The organism is Croceicoccus esteveae (genome assembly GCF_031846435.1).
GTDB lineage: Bacteria > Pseudomonadota > Alphaproteobacteria > Sphingomonadales > Sphingomonadaceae > Croceicoccus > Croceicoccus esteveae.
In genome coordinates this window covers 1-18,544 of sequence record NZ_JAVRHS010000014.1, presented here as the reverse complement: position 1 = coordinate 18,544, position 18,544 = coordinate 1, and the positions used below count along the sequence as shown (strand labels likewise).

The 18,544-nt window shown below is 61.2% G+C and carries 18 protein-coding genes; 14 read left to right on the top strand and 4 right to left on the bottom strand.

Features of this window, described 5'->3' with window-relative positions:
* The first annotated feature begins 136 nt into the window (after window positions 1–136).
* From RM533_RS12460 to RM533_RS12395, 14 genes are all read left to right on the top strand, one after another.
* On the top strand, window positions 137–1,192 hold the full coding sequence (locus RM533_RS12460) for a glycosyltransferase family protein (protein ID WP_311341555.1): 1,056 nt from the start codon (window positions 137–139) through the stop codon (window positions 1,190–1,192).
* Entirely contained in the window at window positions 1,189–2,403 is a 1,215-nt protein-coding gene (locus tag RM533_RS12455) for a polysaccharide pyruvyl transferase family protein (RefSeq protein ID WP_311341554.1), read from the top strand. The genes RM533_RS12460 and RM533_RS12455 overlap by 4 nt, the downstream gene beginning before the upstream one ends.
* Before the next feature lie 166 nt (window positions 2,404–2,569).
* A complete protein-coding gene (locus RM533_RS12450; RefSeq protein ID WP_311341553.1) occupies window positions 2,570–4,162 on the top strand; it encodes a glycosyltransferase family 39 protein in 1,593 nt (530 codons plus the stop codon).
* The gene (locus RM533_RS12445; RefSeq protein WP_311341552.1) at window positions 4,159–4,944 is read left to right on the top strand and encodes a hypothetical protein; all 786 of its coding nucleotides are present in this window, start codon (window positions 4,159–4,161) and stop codon (window positions 4,942–4,944) included. Before RM533_RS12450 ends, RM533_RS12445 begins: the two co-directional genes overlap by 4 nt.
* The gene (locus RM533_RS12440; RefSeq protein ID WP_311341551.1) at window positions 4,941–6,107 is read left to right on the top strand and encodes a glycosyltransferase family 4 protein; all 1,167 of its coding nucleotides are present in this window, start codon (window positions 4,941–4,943) and stop codon (window positions 6,105–6,107) included. Before RM533_RS12445 ends, RM533_RS12440 begins: the two co-directional genes overlap by 4 nt.
* A gap of 118 nt (window positions 6,108–6,225) precedes the next feature.
* A complete protein-coding gene (locus tag RM533_RS12435; RefSeq protein WP_432265076.1) occupies window positions 6,226–7,149 on the top strand; it encodes a glycosyltransferase family 2 protein in 924 nt (307 codons plus the stop codon).
* Entirely contained in the window at window positions 7,146–8,144 is a 999-nt protein-coding gene (locus RM533_RS12430; RefSeq protein WP_311341549.1) for a glycosyltransferase family 2 protein, read from the top strand. The genes RM533_RS12435 and RM533_RS12430 overlap by 4 nt, the downstream gene beginning before the upstream one ends.
* Window positions 8,141–9,292, top strand: a complete 1,152-nt coding sequence (locus RM533_RS12425; protein WP_311341548.1) for an NAD(P)/FAD-dependent oxidoreductase — start codon at window positions 8,141–8,143, stop codon at window positions 9,290–9,292. Before RM533_RS12430 ends, RM533_RS12425 begins: the two co-directional genes overlap by 4 nt.
* Window positions 9,289–10,284, top strand: a complete 996-nt coding sequence (locus tag RM533_RS12420) for an NAD-dependent epimerase/dehydratase family protein (protein WP_311341547.1) — start codon at window positions 9,289–9,291, stop codon at window positions 10,282–10,284. The genes RM533_RS12425 and RM533_RS12420 overlap by 4 nt, the downstream gene beginning before the upstream one ends.
* Window positions 10,284–11,096, top strand: a complete 813-nt coding sequence (locus RM533_RS12415) for a class I SAM-dependent methyltransferase (RefSeq protein WP_311341546.1) — start codon at window positions 10,284–10,286, stop codon at window positions 11,094–11,096. The genes RM533_RS12420 and RM533_RS12415 overlap by 1 nt, the downstream gene beginning before the upstream one ends.
* Entirely contained in the window at window positions 11,093–12,322 is a 1,230-nt protein-coding gene (locus tag RM533_RS12410; protein WP_311341545.1) for a polysaccharide biosynthesis protein, read from the top strand. Before RM533_RS12415 ends, RM533_RS12410 begins: the two co-directional genes overlap by 4 nt.
* Before the next feature lie 98 nt (window positions 12,323–12,420).
* On the top strand, window positions 12,421–12,669 hold the full coding sequence (locus RM533_RS12405) for a phosphopantetheine-binding protein (protein WP_311341544.1): 249 nt from the start codon (window positions 12,421–12,423) through the stop codon (window positions 12,667–12,669).
* Window positions 12,669–13,229, top strand: a complete 561-nt coding sequence (locus tag RM533_RS12400) for an acyltransferase (RefSeq protein WP_311341543.1) — start codon at window positions 12,669–12,671, stop codon at window positions 13,227–13,229. The genes RM533_RS12405 and RM533_RS12400 overlap by 1 nt, the downstream gene beginning before the upstream one ends.
* Complete coding sequence (locus tag RM533_RS12395) at window positions 13,226–14,647, top strand: class I adenylate-forming enzyme family protein (RefSeq protein WP_311341542.1); 1,422 nt, start codon at window positions 13,226–13,228, stop codon at window positions 14,645–14,647. Before RM533_RS12400 ends, RM533_RS12395 begins: the two co-directional genes overlap by 4 nt.
* A 61-nt stretch (window positions 14,648–14,708) precedes the next feature.
* Here RM533_RS12395 and RM533_RS12390 read toward each other — a convergent pair whose 3' ends face one another.
* The 4 genes from RM533_RS12390 to RM533_RS12375 form a co-directional block, all read right to left on the bottom strand.
* Window positions 14,709–15,290 (bottom strand): hypothetical protein, encoded by a 582-nt coding sequence (locus tag RM533_RS12390; RefSeq protein ID WP_311341541.1) that lies wholly within the window; start codon window positions 15,288–15,290, stop codon window positions 14,709–14,711.
* A complete protein-coding gene (locus tag RM533_RS12385; RefSeq protein ID WP_311341540.1) occupies window positions 15,287–16,363 on the bottom strand; it encodes a cell wall hydrolase in 1,077 nt (358 codons plus the stop codon). The genes RM533_RS12390 and RM533_RS12385 overlap by 4 nt, the downstream gene beginning before the upstream one ends.
* A gap of 180 nt (window positions 16,364–16,543) precedes the next feature.
* Window positions 16,544–18,145, bottom strand: a complete 1,602-nt coding sequence (locus RM533_RS12380) for a hypothetical protein (protein WP_311341539.1) — start codon at window positions 18,143–18,145, stop codon at window positions 16,544–16,546.
* A 24-nt stretch (window positions 18,146–18,169) separates the two neighbouring features.
* Window positions 18,170–18,544 (bottom strand): hypothetical protein (locus RM533_RS12375; RefSeq protein ID WP_311341538.1); only part of this gene is annotated, 375 nt, incomplete at its 5' end.

The following is an 18,544-nucleotide window of genomic DNA, read 5'->3' as shown; positions in this document are numbered from 1 at the left end:
TATAATATTGCCAGCATCAGCGGCCTTGCGTTACACTTGTTTAACCTGCCTACAATACGTGTCTCGACCAGCCATTCGGCGGCAGCTATGGCAGCGCATGCTTCCGCGCCGAACGAAGTTGGATCTGAGCACGACTATGTCACTCCAGCCCAGAATTGGTCTTGATGTCTGTTCAAGCCAGTTCAATGCTTTCATCAACTCCTTTGCCGCAGCAGTCCGGGCCACCGGCGCAACAACGGCAATTATTCCCCACCACTTCACAGAGTTGAGGGATTTTGATGGAGTGATCTTTCACTGGCCATATTTTCTCAACGCGCATTGCAACAAGGGTCATGCGTTCAAGGCATTGCTCCACCTTGCGCTTGCCAAGCGACTTTACGGCCTCAAGATCATCTGGGTGGCGCATAATGCCGTGCCGCATGAAGGGCGCGGCAACCGGTTGCTCCGATGGATGTTCTTTCGTTTGCTTGATGGCATTGTCTATCTGTCGCAAACATCAAGAAGCATGGTCCGGCAGGAAAACCCGGTTGCTGGCCGGACCCACGAAATGGTGACGGTGCATGGCTCCTACCAGGGTTTCGTAGCTGTATCGGCCATCCCGCCTCTTGCTCCCGAAGAGCCGTGCCGCCTGCTGACATTCGGGCTTGTGAGGCCCTACAAGGGGCTGGACCTGCTGATTGAGGCGGCAAAAGCTGCCTCCGGCAAACTCCATCTGACAGTGCTGGGGAAAATTCGCGATCTTTCCTATGCGCAAGCGCTTGCCCGGGCTGCATCAGAGTCTGCCTGCATTACACTCGACCTTCGGGAAGAGGCGATCGATGACAAGGAACTGGAAGCCGCCATTGACCGCGCGCATGGCATTGTCCTTCCCTATCGCAAGATCCTGAACAGCGGCGCGGCCATTCATGCCTTGTCGCGCAACCGACCCGTGCTGGTGCCGGACCAGGGAGCCATGCCGGAACTCAGAACCGCGCTGGGGTCGCCATGGGTGCATTTGTTCAGCAACGCGATTGAAACTGCGGACATTGACCGGTTTGCAGACCGCCTGCGGCAGGCAGCCCCATGCGCGCGTGTCGACATGGCTGCGTTTTCCTGGACACGCGTAACAGACGATCTGGCCCGCTGTTTTGCGGATCTGGGCATTGTGACCAGACCGGAAAAACAACGGGCCAGGACAGAGCATGTGTCATGACCGATATGCGTGAACGTCTGATTGGCGGTGCCCTGGTATGGGCGCGGCTGCACGCTGCCCGTGACCTGCGCAACGGCAAGGGGGCAAAAGCTGCGCTGATCATCCCGCCTGCCGCTGCCGGCAGTGTCGGGGATGCAGCCATGATCAACGCCACATGCGCAGCGCTGCGCGAGCGCGGATTTGCGCATATAGCGCTTGCCTCGCCCGGTGGCTGGGAGGCGCTGTCGGACATTGACGAATGGCTGGACCTCAACGCCTGGTTCTTTGGTCAGAGCCGGCGGGTATTGGCACGCGGCGTGCGCCGGTTGGGGGCATTTTCCAGAAGCGTGCTGATCGGGGCCGATTGCATCGATGGTGTGTACAATCCTGGATCAATCACGCGCCGCCTCACCTTGCTGCACGAACATGCCGGCATCGGCGGCGAAACGACTGTGCTGGGGTCAAGCTTCGGCCTGCACCCCGACCCTGTCGCGGTTGAACGGCTGCGGTCCTTGCACCGCGATATCGTCATCTGCGCGCGCGACCCTGTGTCATACAACAGGCTTGCCACAGCCACCGGACGGCCGATCCGCCAGACGGCCGATCTTGCCTTTCTGATCAAGTCCGACCTTGGCCATGATGCCGCGCGTGTGGCGCTGGCGTTTATCGAACGGCAGGCAAAAACCGGGCGCCGAACCATCGGCCTCAATATCAATTTTCTGATCGAGGCGGCACATCCCGGCTTTGCCGCGGCGCATCGCCGCCTTGTCGACCGCCTGCTGGCGAGCGAGCATGCGCTGCTGCTGGTGCCGCACGACAACCGGGGCAAGACAACCGATGCATCATTGCTCGACATGGCGATTGCCCATCTGACCCCTGCCCAACGCGAGCATGTGGCCATGCTGCCGCCTTCGCCGCCTTGCGCGACCAAGGCCGTGCTGGGCAGGCTGGATGCCATTGTCACAAGCCGGATGCACGCAGCGATCCTGGCGCTGAGTACAGGAACCGCAGCCATCAGCTTTGTCTATCAGGGCAAATTCGAAGGATTGTATCGCCTGCTGGGCCTGGAAAACACCGGATGGCTGCTTGATCCTGCCGAACTTGTGCATGATTCTGTTGCCACCACTGACCGCATCTGCGCGCTCATTGCCGATGCCCATCAGTCCGACAGGATAATTGCTGCGGGCGTTGCCAAGGCGCGGGCACTTGCCGATGATAATTTTGCCTCATGACGGCGCTGCCTGCCTTGGCAGCAGGGAAGCCGCGCACGGGCATGATACCTGACAAATGCTAATGAGCATTGTGGGTGGGGGGAATATGTCGATGCACATTTCTGGTCACAACCATCGTTTGTCACGTTGGCACTGGGTCTTGATCCTTGCCGGCGTGGCGCTTTGCGTGCGTGTTTTTACCAGCCATCTCGCGCCTGTTTTTACCGATGAGCTGTTTCACGTTCTGGCCGGCCAGGCGATGGCGCAAGGCCGCGGGACGGCGCTGATCGATGGCCATTATGACCGGGGCTGGCTTTACACCGCCGCAGTTGCCGGATTGTACCGCATGGATGGCATGAATGGCATGGGCAGCGTGGCGTTGGCCCGTTTGCCGGCGCTGCTGGCTGGTGCTGTCTGCCCGGCACTGCTGTTCCTGCTGGTCGACCGCACTGCCGGCAGGGCCGCTGCCATTATCGCCGCAGCGCTGCTCACTCTCGATGCATTGTCAGTGGAATACAGCCAGTTTGCCCGCTTCTATACAGCGCAACAGCTGTGCGTGCTGGGCATGGTGCTGGTGGGGCATGACGCACTGCACCGCCCTTTGCGGCAGGCTGTGCCAAGAGGGTTGGGCGCATTGGTGCTGGCGATCCTGGCCATTCATTTTCAGGTTACATCAGTCGTTGTCGTGGCGGCGTTCGCTGGCTTTGTCATGGGCGAGGTGCTGCTCAGACCCTCTGTGCGGGCATGGCTCTGGCAGAAACAACGCCGCTGGTGGGTCGTAACAGCGCTGATACTCATGCTGGTTGTGGGGCTGGCGAGTGTTGTTGCACTGTGGCCGATGCTGCAGACAAGCGATGGCTGGGCCGAGGCAAACCGGTCCAATCTGCGCTTCTATTTCGATGCACTGCTGGCCAGCTGGCCAGTGCTGTGGCCATTGACCGGGTTCCTGACGCTGGCAGCGTTGTGGTGCTGGCCCCGCGTGACCATTTTATGCGTGCTGCTGTTTGCCACCACCTTTGTGGTGCAGTCGCTGGGCAGCATGAAAACCGCGCGCTATCTGTTGCATGTCCTGCCATTCCTGTTTGCCTTGTGGGCCATGGGCAGCGTTGTGGCATTAAGAGCGCTGGCTGCCGCCTTGCGCATAATGGCAGAACGGATCCACGCCGAACGCGGCACACAAGATGTGGCAACAGCGCCCTTCACCATGGCCGGTTTTGTCATATCCGGTCTCTTCATATCCGGTCTCGCCATATCCGCGATGGCCATTCTCCTGCCCAATCCGGCGCTTGCCACCACACTTGCTGCAACATTGCGCAGCGTTGGCCCTGTCCTTCACAATCCTGCCATCCTGCTTGCCGAACCCGATGATCCACCTTGGTCAACAGGCAGCGATGCCCTGCGCGCGACCGTGCCACACGATGCCCTGCTGGTGTCGGCAGATGTCATGCGAACGGCCCGGCATCTGCGCGCACCGCAGCTGTCCTTCAGAAGTGACGGCGACCCACCCGGCAGCTTCTTCCCCGTGGATCAGCGCACAGGCTTGCCGCGCGTCGGCCGGCCCGACAGTCTGGAGCTGCTGATCCGCTGCACCCGTCATGGCGCAATATTGGTGCCGCAAAGCAAATGGCGCACTTTTGCCGTTAGCGACGCTGCTGCACAGACGGTGGAGCGGTTGACCATGCGCCTGCCCGCCCCGCCCGGATTTCGCCTTTACCGCTGGAGCCATGCGCCTGCCCGCATGCCGGGCTGTGCAACAGTGACGCAGGCGCTTGGCAAATGATGCAGCGCAAGCAAACCCTGGCTGTGGATGCTCATGTCCATCTGCATGGAAACGCCATGCCGGATTGGGAAGCCATTGCCCGCCAGATGCTGACGACGGCAGGCGAGCCGGTCGATGCAGGCGCGCTGCTGCTGACGGAAATCGGCAGCCCGCACGGGTTCTGCGCGACGCAGGCGTTGATGTCGGATGGGTCGCAGGTACGTCAGCTGGACGGCGCACACGCCTTGTGCATTACCACCTCCTGCCTTGACCTCATCGTGATTGCCGGGCGGCAGGTGGTGACATCGCAGCGCCTGGAAGTGCTGCTGCACGGCACGCTTGATGCGCCGGCCGACGGCACCGATGTTGCAGAGGTGCTGCGCTGGGCACAGGACCAGGGAGTGCTGGCCGTGCTACCCTGGGGCTTTGGCAAATGGACAGGCATACGCCGCCGCCAGATTGCACGTCTGCTGGATGACCACCCCCACCTGCCCGTAGGCGACGTGCCCACCCGGCCCCGCCTGTGGCCAGAGCCGTTGCTGCGCGCCGCTGCCGCTGCCGGCCGCTGCGTGCTGCGCGGCACCGATGCGCTGCCGCTGCCCGGCGATGCAACCCGCATCGGCAGCTTTGGTCAGATCGTGGAGGTGGAGCCATCTGTTCACGGAACGGCCACTGCTGTCCTGCGCGCGCTGCAACAGCCGGACAACAGCCGGCCATACGGTCGCCGGATGAATACGCTGAAATCCCTGCATGTTCAGGGGCGCTTTCAATGGCACTCCCGCTCAGGAAACGCGGTTCTGTGAAAATCCTGATGATCGCGCCACAGCCCTTCTTTACCGAACGCGGCACACCCATCGCCGTGCGGGCCGCAGCAACCGTGCTGGGCGCAGCGGGGCACGATGTGGATCTGCTGGTGCTGCACGAAGGGGCTGACATTGCAATTCCCGGTGTTCACATCATCCGCAGTGCGCGACCGCCGGGGATCGGACCGGTACCGGTCGGCTTTTCCCTCGCCAAGCTGGCCTGCGACGTTCAGCTGAGCTGGGCTGCCTGGCGGCTGATTAACCGCAAGCGGTATGATGTGGTGCATGCAGTGGAAGAAGCGGTTTTCCCGGCACTTGCCGCACGGCGGTTTTCCCGGTTCCGGCTTGTCTGGGACATGGATTCCTTGCTGGTCGACCAGATGATGGAGGCAGGCGGATGGAAAGGCAACGCCGCAGCCTGGCTCCGCCCTCTGGAACAGATGGCGGCGCGCGGCGCAGACTTGCTGCTGCCTGTCTGTCCGGCGATTGCAGAGGCTGCTGCCAGAATGGCGCCGGGCAAGCCGATCCACGTCCTGCCTGACATTGCCGTGCCGGCGCCATCGGGCCCGCGCCCGACGCATGTGGCCAATTTGCGGGCAGCATTGCCGGACCGGGCAGTGCTTGCCCTCTATGTCGGCAATCTGGAACCCTATCAAGGCGTGGACGATGCCATCGCTGCCATGGCGCTGCTACCAGACGACAGCCGCGTGCAGCTGGTGGTGGTCGGGGGAACCGATGTGCATCGAACACAGGCGCAGAGCCGCGCCACAGCTGCCGGCATCGCTGACCGGGTGACGCTGGCAGGGCCGATGCCATTAGAACATCTTCCTCATCTTCTGGCACAGGCAGACATCCTGCTGTCACCACGCCGCAGTGGAGTGAACACACCCATGAAGATCTATGCTTACATGGCATCCGGGCGACCCATTGTTGCAACGGCGATCCGCTCTCACGATCAGGTGCTCGACAACAGCATGGCAGTACTTGTTCCACCCGGTGCCTCTGACCTGGCATCGGCGCTGGTCAGGCTCCAGCACGATCCTGCCCAAGCCGCTCTGCTTGGCAGGGCGGCGCGAACAAAAGCGGAAACGCAGTTCAGTGCCGCAGCTTTTGCCCGAAGATTGCTGGATGCCTATAAATTACTGGAACCAAACAGATATTAATCGATACTTATTGAAATCAAGCAATGGTGGTATGCTGAGCCTATTGGAGTCGAGTATGGGGCATCGGGCGCAGGCAACAGCAAGGCGGATACCGGATCAATCCGAAATTTCGGTAGTTGTGCCCCTTTACAACGAAGCCGATAACGTCGTGCCTTTGTACCAGGCGCTTTGTGAAGCACTTGATGACGATCCCTGCACCTTCGAATTCATATTCGTGGACGATGGCAGCGCCGATGATACGCTTGCCCGGCTTGTGCAGCTCACCACTCGTGACGCCCGTGTCCGGATCGTGGAATTATCCCGCAATTTTGGCCAGACAGCAGCCATGGCAGCGGGTATTGATCACGCACGGGGGCACAAGATCGTCACCATGGACGGCGATTTGCAAAACGATCCGCGCGATATTCCGCAGCTGCTGACGGTGCTTGAAGATGATCATGACATTGTCGCAGGATGGCGGCGGCAGCGGCAGGATGAAGGCAAGCGGGTCTGGGTCAGCCGGATTGCCAATCGCATCATCAATCTGGTCCTTGGCGTGCAGGTCCGCGATTCAGGTTGCTCGCTGAAAGCCTATCGCCGCGATCTTATCCAGTCACTGCCGCTGCATGGCGAAATGCACCGTTTCATTCCTGCGCTGTCGCAGCTGGCAGGTGCGCGCATCGCACAGGTAGAAGTGCGTCATCATCCGCGCCGATTTGGCCAATCCAAATATGGTTTTGGGCGCATCCACAAGGTGGCTTTCGACATCCTTTCCATCCATTTCCTGCTGCGTTACGCCCGGCGGCCGTTGACCTGGCTTCTGCCATCTATCGGGCTTTGCCTGTTGCTGGGGTCCGTGGCGATCGCCGTGGGCTTTGGCGAGGCAGAGCCGACAGTGCCATGGTCGATTGCCGTGCTGCTGTTTTCCATGGCGGGGTTCCTTACCATATGGTCACTGGCAGGCTTCCTGTTTGCCGCCGGTGAGCCGCGTGTGACCAGCTTTTCCGCCATTGGTGCACGCCCGCACAGCAATGCGCGCCGTAAGCAGGCAGGTGCGGCATGAACACTGCGCCGCCGCTGAGCGTGGTCGTGACCGTGGGAAGCCGGTGTGATCCGCTGCCGCAGCTGGTGCGCGATATACGGCGCGGATTTGCCGATCGCAGACATGAGATCATCATCGTCATTTCCTCAGACAACCGTGATACCTCTGATGAGCTTGATCTGCTGGAGCAAATGGATGTGCGCGTCCTCGATCTGCCGGCGCGGTTCGGCGATGCAGCGCGGCTGCGCGAAGGCGTGCGGATGGCGCAGCACGATCTTTTGCTGTTGCTGCCAAGCTACCACCAGATCGAGCCGGCCAGTCTGCCTGATGTCGTGGCCGCTCTTGATACTGCTGATCTTGCCGTGTGCGCACGCACCAAGGCGGGGGATCGCTGGATTAACCGCTTGCGCTCAGCCGGATTTCGGGGGTTGGGCCGTCTGGCAGGCTCCCAATTCGATGATTTTGGCTGCCTGGTAAGGGCCGGACGACGCGAAGTGCTCGAAACCGTGACGCTGCAGGACAACCAGGTCAATTATCTTGGCACGCTGGCAGAGTTTGCCGGCTTTACCGTGCTCCAAGTCGAACTGCCACGCACGCGGGCAGATCACGACCGGCCCGCGCATGGCCCGCGCCGCTATTTCGAAGGCGTGCTCGACGCGCTGTCGGTCAGCTTTCTCGTGCGGTTCCTGACCAAGCCATTCCGGCTGTTTGGTGCAGTCGGCGCGGCGCTGATACTGGCCGGACTGTTGATGGCCGTGGTGCTGGTGGTCCAGCGGTTTGCCGGTGTCGGACTCGCTGATCGCCCCGCGCTGCTGCTGGCCGTGCTGCTGATCGTGCTGGGCCTGCAGATTGCTTCTGTTGGCCTGATTGCCGAAATCGTGCTGTTCACGCGCTTGCCCAAGGGTTCCACTTACCGGGTGAAACACATCCATAGCCAACCGCAAACCAGGCGCGATGCTGTTGCGGACGAGGCGCCACAGACGCGCAAGCTGTCCAGCGCCGAGGGGGTCAGGTGAATGAAGATGTTGCAATCCTTGGCGGCGGGATAGTGGGACTGCTGATGGCGATCCGGGCACTTGAATACGGCCGCCGCCCGATCGTGCTGGAGCGTGGAGCGATCGGCAGGGGTGCAAGCTGTGCCAGCCTCAATGTCGTGCATGGCGGTCTGCGTTCGTTGCAATCGCTGGATCTGCAAGGCTGGCGCCGTGCGCGTCGGGCGCAGGGATGGTGGGCAAGGCATCATCCGCGCCATGTGCGGCCCTTGGTATGCACCATGCCGCTTTACACGCGCAGCCTGCGGTCACGCACGGCAATGCGCGCCGCGTTTGCGCTGGATAGAGCATTGACGCAGCTTGAACCAGGGTCGATCGCGCTTGAGGGGCGCCTGCGCTCGCGGGCCGAAGTGCTGGACCGCTGGGATGTCGCGGCGGCCGGGCTGACCGGGGCGGCCGAATGGCGGGAATGGAGCATCGCCGATCCCACCGCGCTCATGCAGGAGCTGGCTGATACAATCCGGGCACAAGGCGGCAGCATGCGCGAAGGCGTGGACACCTGCGCCATCACGCGCCACAACGGACGTATGGCCGCAGTGCAACTGGCCGATGGCGATGTCGTGGAGGCGACTGCCATGCTGTTATGCGCCGGCAGCGCCGGTCAGACACTCGCCCGACGGATCGATCCTGGCGTGCAGGTCCCTTCATCCTGTACCCTTGGCTGGAACGTGCTGTTCGATCGATCCATGCCCACAGATACTCTGGCAGCCAACAAAATGCTGGCCGTCTCGCCGGTGGCCGGGCGCGGACGCAGCCTGTTCCTGCGTGAGGAAGGCGGCCGCACCCTGGCTGGCACCGGTTATGCGGCATGTGAGGCAGGCGATAGACCGGTGCAGCCTGCCGCAGCTGATCTCGACCTGTTCTGCAGCGATGTCATCAAGGCTTATCCCGCGCTGGCCGATGCCGCCATTCTGGAAGTCCGCGCCGGGCAATTGCCGGACAATGGCACGCCCGGCACGCTGCGTCAGGCCGACCTGCTGATCGATCATGGTGCCTGTGGCGGCACGCCCGGTGTGCTGACCTTGTCGGCGACGAAACTGTCGACTGCGCCGCTGCTCGCCAGCGATGCTGCCAGCTGGCTTTGGGGCAGGCCATTGAAAGACCAGACATGAGTGCGCTTGAACCTGGTGGCACAATTGCAGTGACCGGCGTGACCAGCGCGCTGGGAGCAGCGCTTTGCCGCAGCCTGCTTGCCAATAGTTATCGCGTGCGCGGCCTCCTTCGTCAGCCGATGGCACAGTGGAACAATGTGCCGGATTTTACCGTGGTGCATGGAGATCTTGCCGACAGGGATGCATTGGCGCGGCTCGTGACCGGCGCTGATGGCGTTGTCCATATTGCGGCCATGTTCCGCAACGAGGGTTCCTGGGAAGAATTCGTCAATATCAATGTCGGTGGCACCGAACGGCTGCTTGATGCCTCGCGTGCAGCGGACGTCGGTCGTTTTGTCCATTGCTCCACCACCGGGGTGCACGGTTCTGTTGCCGATACGCCTGCGGACGAGGATGCGCCTTTCGATCCGCGTGACAATTACCAGCGCACCAAGCTGATGGGCGAACAGCTGGCCCGGTCGCAGGCGGGACAGGGCGGCATGGAAGTGGTCGTGATCCGGCCTGCAGCCATCTATGGCGTGGGCGACCTGCGCATGCTCAAGCTGTTCCGGATGCTCAAGCGCCGCGTCTTTGTGCAGATCGGTGCAGGGAACGCCAATTTTCATCCAGTGTTTATCGATGATCTTACAGATGGGTTCACCCGCGCCCTGACAACACCGGACATCGATGGCCAAACCTTTATCCTTGCCGGACCGGAATATCTGCCGCTGCACCGCTATATCGCCGCGGCTGCTGCCATGATCGATGTCCCGCCGCCGATGATCCAGGTGCCCTACAGACCGGTGGAATGGCTGGCCAAAGTGAGCGAGACAGTCAGCGGATGGTTAGGGGTGGAGCCAATTCTGCATCGCCGCCGCCTCACATTCTTCAAGCACAACCGTGCCTTTTCAAACGCGCATGCACGCCAGCGGCTCGGCTACGAACCGCGTGTCGGGCTGGAGGAAGGGCTGGGCCGGATGGTTGCAGGCTATCGTGCTGCCGGGCTGCTGTGATGACGCAGCACGCAACTTCACTGCCCGATCCTGCATCCGGTCCAATATCTGGCAAAACACCTGACGACCGCCCCGATTTGGTCAGTTCAAGCCGGGATTATGCGCGCCGCTTTGCCGGGCAGGCCGGCGAACGGTTTCTGGCGCGGCAGAACGCGCTGGTTGGTACAGCACTGGCGGACAAGCGCGCAATCACCATCCTCGATGTCGGCGGTGGCCATGGACAGCTTGCGCCCTGGCTGCAGCTTGCAGGCCACACAGTCACGGTTCTGGGCAGCGCGCCGCTCGACGAACCGCACAAGATCGGCAAGGCGCATTTTGTTCAGGGCTCGCTTGTGAACCTGCCGTTTCCCGATAAAGCGTTTGATACTGTCATTGCGGTGCGGATGCTTGCCCATGTCCATGACTGGCAAAAGTTCATCAGCGAACTGTGCCGGGTGGCGGCAAATTCCGTCATTGTCGATTTCCCTGCCTTGGAAAGCACCGTTGCTGTATCTGCCCTGCTGCCGCTGAAACAGATGGTAGAACGGGATGCCCGCCCGTTTCGCCGCTTTCGCAAACGCGAGATCGCCGGCGCCTTTGGCCGCTGCGCATTTGATCAGACCGCATATTGCGGCGAATGGCTCCTGCCCATGGCGCTGCACCGTATTGGCCATGGCGCATGGCCCTTGCGATGGGTGGAGGCTGTCGGCAAAAACATTGGGCTGACCCGCCGCTTCGGCAATCCTGTCATCATGCGCGCGGACCGCCGGCCGGCCAAAACGGCGGCAACGACGCGGGGCGTTGCCTCCTGCTCGGCAGATCATGCAGCTTGAGCGATTTTTCCTTCTTTCCCAACCGGCTTGTCCGGATCAGGCAGGCTGCCCGTGCCCCGATGGTACTGTCCGCCGGCATGTTTGCAGCGTCGGGCGCGCTATTCGCGATCGGCACGCTGCTGCTTGCCCGCACCATGCCGATCGAGGCATTTGGCCGCTTTGCGTTGGGAGTGGCGCTGTTCAACCTGTTCTCGCTGGTCGCCCCTGCCGGGCTGGACCAGCTGGTGCTGCGGATGCGTCTGGCGGTTGGCTGGCGGTTAGCGGGGTTGATCGCTGCATCCGGGGTGGCGCTTGGTTCGCTCGTGGCGGTTGTAACCTTCTGGAGCGGGGGGCTGCTGGCCGCAGAAGCTGCAATGACCATGGCCGCGATCGCTGCCGGCGGGATGAGCGTGATGGTGGCCGGCGTGCTGCGCGCAAGCGGACGAACGGCAAGCGCGGTGCCTTACACCACCGGTGCCAACTGGATCATCCTTGCCATCGGTCTTGTGGGGCTGGTCGTTCCTTTCTCATCCGCTCTGGCGCCATTGGCGCTGTTTGCCGCCGGCAATCTGCTGCGGGCACTGATCGGTTGGCGGATGCTGCTGCGCGAACGGCAGCCGGAGCATACAGGAGCACCTGTCGACTGGCCGCAGGCTGCAGCCCTGGTCGGCATTGCCACAGTGGGCACAGCAATGCTGCAGATGGAGCGACTGCTGATTCCCATCGTGCTCGATCTGACCGATCTGGCTTTGTTTGCAGTGCTGTCGTCCACCGTGATGTTTCCCTTCCGCTTGCTGAATCAGGCGGCGGGTTTTGCGCTCACCCCATTGCTGGCGAACGAACCCGACCCGCAACGCCGGCGCGCACTGGTGCACAAAGAAGCCCTGATCGTGACTGCACTGGCAGCCGTGGCAGCGGGATGTGCGGTGGCGCTTGCACCGCCGATCGTGGGGTGGATCACTTCGGATGCCTATCGCATCACTGGCCCGCTGGTGCTGGCCGGCTGCGCCAATGGCATGGTGAAACTGCTTTACGCCGTCACCCGCTCGGTCGTGACGGCATGTGGAACGCGGGCACAGATCGGGCGGTTGAACGGTCTGGGGCTGTTGTGGATCCTGTTGGCTACTCTTGGCGGGGCGACAGGTGCGACATTCGGTCTGACAGGGCTGCTGCTTGGAGTGGCGGCAGGGGGGCTTTTGACCGTGCTGCCGTTGTGGGTGCTGGCGCGAAAGACGTTGCTGGCCTGAGCTTTTGTGGCCCGAGCTTTGTGACTTGAGCTTTGTGGCTTGGGGCTGATAAATTGAGGACAATCAATGGGGGTAACGCAGCTTAAGGAGACAGGAAGATGAGCACGCTTACCGACTTGCGAGATATTCTTGCAGATCTTCGCCCCGCTGAAAAGCAGGAGGACGTTGCCAAGGATGCATCCCTGTTTGATGCAGGCGTGCTCGATTCCATGGCAATGATGGAGCTGGTCCCGGCCATCGAGGAAAAGTTCCATATCGCAGTGAAACCCATGGAGCTCAGCCCGGAAAACTTCGATACACTTGACGCAATGGCGCATTTTATCGGGCAAAAGCAGAACGAAAGCTGATGGCAGCAGCTGGTGGCCCTGACGCTCGCCTGCCCGCCTGGCGGCGGACTGCCGCGCGTTACATGGTGCCACGCATCTTCGCCTCTGTGTGGTGGTATATGCGTCATGGCGCGCTGGTCAGCCGATCTTCCAGAGTGCAGCTGGGCGGCGATATCACTTTTGGCAAAGGAGCAGTGGTCAAGCCCTACACCATCATCCAGACCAGTGGCGGCAAAGTGATGTTCGGCCACAACTGCCGGATCAGCAGCTTCAACCACATTGCGGCAGGCAATGCCGATGTCATTGTCGGCAATGATGTCCGCACCGGATCGCATGTCGCGATCATTGGCACCACACGTGAATATGGCCAGCGTGATCGACTGATCCACAAGCAGGGCTACAAGGACAAGGGCATTACCATCGGCAGCGATGTCCTGATCGGCGCGCATTCGGTGCTGGTGGACGGGTGCGTGATCGGCAAGGGCGCGGTAATCGGCGTCGGCAGCGTGGTGACCGGCAAGGTCGAGCCCTATGCAATCATTTTCGGCGCTCCTGCAAAGCAGATCTTTGCCCGCCGATGAGCGGCACAACCATCCTTGAGGCAATCCGCAGACAGGCCGAGCAAAACCCCGCCGCACCAGCGCTCCTGATTGCTGACAAAATGGGCGCAAACAGCGTGTCTTATGGTGCGCTCCTGAAGCTGATACGCGGGTTTGCAGGCCATCTGCTGGAACAGGGCATTGCGGGCGCAGACCGGATAATGCTGCCCATGGCTGCCGGCGACCATGCCGCTGTCATTGCATATCTGGGCACGCTTTGGGCAGGCGGCGTTGCTGTACCCTATGATCCTGCTCAATCGGCAGCGGCATTGACACAACTGACGCTGCGCACCGGTGGCAGGCAGGTGCCCGACATCGACGCTGTGCTTTTCATGGATTTGCCGCCTGGTCCGGCCGCCCCGCTGGCCAAGGCTGATGCGCTTGCCGAACTGGTGTTCTCAAGCGGCACCACCGGCGAGCCCAAGGGGGTCATGCTGACCCATGCCAATATCGCCGCATCTGCCGCAATGATCGCTGGCGTAATCGGCAACGGACCGAATGACCGCGAAGTGGTAACGGTGCCGCTAACCCATTCCTTCGGGCTTGGGCGCATACGATCCGTGCTGATTGCAGGTGGCGCGCTGCAGCTTATGCCGGGGTTGCATTTTCCCGGCGCAGCGCTGGCGGCGCTGCAGGCGGGCGCAACAGGACTGTCCTGCGTGCCGGTCGGACTTGCCCTGCTGCAGACTGCGGCACAAGGAGATCTGGCGGCCTATGCACCAGCGCTCCGCTATCTGGAACTGGGCAGCGCGCCCATGTCCGCAGCAGCAAAGCGAGCCTTGTGCGATGCCTTGCCCGGCGTGCGCCTGTGGATGCATTACGGCCTGACAGAAGCATCGCGCAGCACTTTCCTGCGGTTGGACAGCAGCGATCCGCTGGAGAGCGTCGGGCGCATCAGCCCAGGGGTCGAACTGGTCGTGCGGCAGGAGGATGGCACCCCTGCCCGCACAGGTGCAGGCGGCATCGTCCATCTGCGCGGCCCGCATGTCGCTTCCGGCTATTGGAACGATGGCGCACTCACCGCCAATCGCATTGATGCGCAAGGCTGGCTCGATACCCGCGATGAAGGCTGGGTTGATGCCGATAGCTACCTTTACCTGACCGGACGGGCTGACGATCAAATCAATGTCGGCGGCGAAAAACTTTCTCCCGTCATGGTCGAAACAGCAGCTCAAACGCATGCACAGGTGACGGAGGCTGCCTGTATCGGCATGTACGATCCGGTGCTTGGCGAAGTGCCGCGCCTGTTCGTCGTGCTGACCGGTGATACCATGCCGGACGATATTTTAAGCCACATCGCCGGGCAGGTGCCTGCCTACGCCGTGCCACACGATGTGACCGCGCTTGTTGCCCTGCCCCGCACCGCTTCGGGCAAGCTTCAGCGCAACAAGCTGCGCTGATTATCTTTGTTTGTCTTTCAGGTGCAGCAGGAACTGACACGATCCTGCATGTGGCCTTCAGTTATTCACGCGCTGCCAGCAGCTGCGTGAATTCAGGTGAACGGATCGCTTTTTCCAGCATGCTGCGCACTGCTGGCTCAAAATGACGGATGGCGCGATTGCATACCGTGGGGCCGGCAAATGCGCCGATGTCAAAGCGATATTCTTCCTCCACCTGCATCTGCGCTCCGTTGGAGGATGTCAGCCGCAAACCGATTGTCCATTCGCCTCCAAAAGACACACCCCTGCTTAACGACAGGGTCTGCACCTGTCCTGCAAGGCGCACATCGCCTGCATCCGGTGCATAACGCCCTGCTGCAATAAGCTCTTCGGCCAGAGCAGTCTGTATGTAAGAGGCAGGGGCAAGCGGCATGTTTGACTGATCCCTTGCCGCCAGGGAGCAGGCGGAGAGGATGTCGGTGCCGGTCGATGCGCCCAGCGTGGCCGCACCGCCGCTGAACGGAGCCAGCGACACAGCTGCCGGCGGCATTTGCTGCAGATAATACAAGGAATCCCGCGAGACGTAATAAGCAGGCATCTGCGGTGTCTTGCAGGCACCCAGCGCGAGCGCGAAACCTGCGGCAAAGACAAGGCGCAGTTTCATGGCAAGCCAATTTCGGTGCTGGCGGCAGATCGCGCCTGTCTGCGGCCCTGCTGCAGCGCCAGCCCTACTGCCGCGTCTACCTGCACATCATGCCGCGTCCGGGCCGCCGGAAGAGCCGCATCGTGCCGGGCCTTGTAATCCAGCACCGCAAAGCGATCCAGCGCGCGTGCCTGGTCCTCTGCAACGTCCCGCGGCGCAGGTGGCAGCGCCAGCGTATCGGGCGGGGCGACGGCAGTCAGCATCGTGTGCGGTCCTTCCTGTTCGCTGACGGGTGCGATAACAGCCCCGATGGCAGGCTCAATTCCGGCATATTGCGCGGCAAAAGCGCCGGGTCGGCCGGAGCGGCCGGGCGCACGGTAAAAGATATGCGCGCCAATCGTGGCAGTCTTGAGCAGGCTCCCGCTCCAGTATGGCACCACGTAATCGGCATGATAGTTCGTTGAATAGCCAACGGGTGCATAGACCGCACCCGCCAGCACCTGTTCCGCAATTTGGCGGGCACGGCTCCACCCCGCAGGCGATGGTGCCCGTGCCAGCGATCCGTCGCAGGTGAAGGTAAACTGGCAGCCGGTGGCGCGCTCGGCCCCTTGATAGACGACTGCACACACGCTGTTGGGGTAAGCCGGGTGACGCACGCGATTGAGCACGACCTGCGCCACGGCGCGCTGCCCTGCATCGCTTTCCATGCCTGCTTCGTAATAGACTGCAGACGACAGGCAGTCGAGCGAGCGGCTGCGTTCAGCAGGTGCGGCAAAGGCGAGGCGAAAGGAGGCTGCTGGCGGATTGTCGATTGCGGTGACTGGCTGTTGCAGATTGATCGTCCGCGCGGTCTGTGGCGACAGCGTGCGCACATGGTCGGGTGCAAGTTCATCGACCGAAGGCACGCCGGTCGCCAGCGTGCCGGAAGGGTTGGCAGATCCCGGCAGGATATCCGGCGTGGCCGGGTAAGCAATCGATTGTTGCAGCAGCAGCCCGGCCGCGCCGGTGAGGCAGCAAAGCGCAAGGATGAAGGCAAGTGCGACATGGGGCCGCAGCACCCATGCGAGCGCCCGCTGCATTGCAGGATGGGTCATGGATCGGGTGCCTGGCACGCCTGCGCTATGCCTGCTGTGGCCGGTTCAAGTCAATTGAAACCACGCCCTCGCGATTACGGCAGGCGATGGATGACGGGCAATGAAAAACCCCCGATCCTGTAAAGGACCGGGGGCAATTTCAAGCAGCAGAGGCGCATGGCACCCTTGCTCCTGTTTGCATTATGCCATGTTGACATCGTCAACGGTGATCAGACCGTTCGTGTCGAGGCTCACACTGCCTGCATCAACATCTTCCAGCGTCAGGGATGAGCCCTGGAAGCTGTTGTTGGTGGTGTTGCCGGCAAATGTCTCGTCTTCGAAGTAGAGAACGGTGTTGTCGCCGTCCTGCTGCACGAACACTTCGAGCGTGTTGCGATCGCCCTGGCTGGTGTTGTTCAGATCGGCATCAGCAGCAAGCTGCACGACGGTGTAGCTTTCGCCGTTGACGAAGATCACATCGTCGCCCTCATTGCCGAAATCGTCGATGGTGACATCGGTGCCGTCTTCGGGATTGAAGATGTAAACGTCATTGCCATTCGTGGCCGTCTCATCATCGCCGTCGTCAAGCCGTACGGGCTGCTGGTAGCCAAGTCCGGTCAACGTGGCCTGCGCATCCGTCACATCGGTGTCGAGATCGTTGTACTCATCGACAAGATCCCGAGCGTCTTCGACATTCTGCTGCAGCTCAAGGCGATTGTCGACCTGTGCCTGCGCGGCATCGACCTCGTCCTGCGCATCCTGCAGATCTTCGTAGAGAACCCGTCCGCCAGCAATGGCGTTGATGGCGTTATTGGCGTCATTAACATCGCTATTGGCGTCATTGAGATTATTGTCAGCGACTTGGTTGTCCCGCGTCTCGTTGAGAAGCGTGGCAAGACCCTGATTACCCGCGTCGGCAGGATTGACGCCGGGAGCGTAAACCAGCTGATCCTCAGGAGTACGAATGATCAGATTGCTCTGGACGTTGCCATCCGTGTCGAGAAGATCAACGGTGCCATCATTGTTGACAGCGATGTCCTTCTTGTTGAGCGTTTCATAACGCGCAACGGCCGCAGCCAGTTCGGCTGCTGCCTGTGTCTGCACAGCTTCTGCTGCCTCGACACTGGCCTCGGCACGTTCCAGATCGTTGATCGCGCCACGAAGGCCATCAACACCATTGATCTGGGTGTTCAGCGCATCGACGTCGGCCTGTTCAGCCTGCACATCGGCCTGGAGACGTTCCAGCGACTTGCCGCCGTCGGCAACAACATCATTCTGGAGAGCAGTCTGCGCATCCTCCAGGTTTGTTGTAACAGCAGCGCCATCGGCAAACTCGTTCTCGTCAAGGAACTCCTGACGCGCGTCTTCTGCCCCGGCAAGAGCGTTCAGTGCCGTGATCAGCGTGCCGGCATCATCATTGCCGGCGTCAAGATCATTGTCCTGACCGCTGGTGAGCGTCTGGTCACCAAACACAACAGTGTTGGTGTCCGTATCCACCTTCAGCACCCGGGAATCGTCACCGCCGAAATCGACAGTGATGCCGTTCGGGCTGACGGGAATGCTGATCGTGGTGCCAGTGCTGCTCGTCAGGATGACGCGCGAGCCGGAAATGCGGGCCGAATAGGTTTCGGCTTCGCCGGCCAGTTCAACGGTGTCGCCACCGGCTGCAAAAGACGAATCAAGTGTGACATTGCCGCTAAGGACCGTGATCACCTCATCATCGCCATTGGTGCCAATGACATTGATGTCATTGCCGCCGACGGTGATGTCTTCACCCTCTTCTTCGAGAATTACTCGTGCCATTTAAAATACCCCTCTTGAAACTGGTTACGCGACGGACTGATCAGCTGCAGCCATTGCGTTGGAGAAGAAGTCAAAGCCAACCGCTGCTTCCGCGGTTGCTTCGTCAAATATGAAGCCTGCATCATCACCGACCACATCTTCAAGAATGATCTGACTGACCACACCATCGTTGTTGAACGTGATTTCCAAGCTGTTGGGATCGCCAGCGGCCGTGGTGAAGGTTGCTTCGAAGTCGTCCGAAACCTGAATGGCATCGCCTTCCTCGAAATTCTGGATGATCGTATAGCTGGCAGTGCCCGCATCATCGGTGAAGAGGAAATCGCCATCATCCGCGTCGATGGTGACGGGGGTGTTGGCATTGTTGTCATCATCCGAACCGTCAAGGTCGACAGTGGTGCG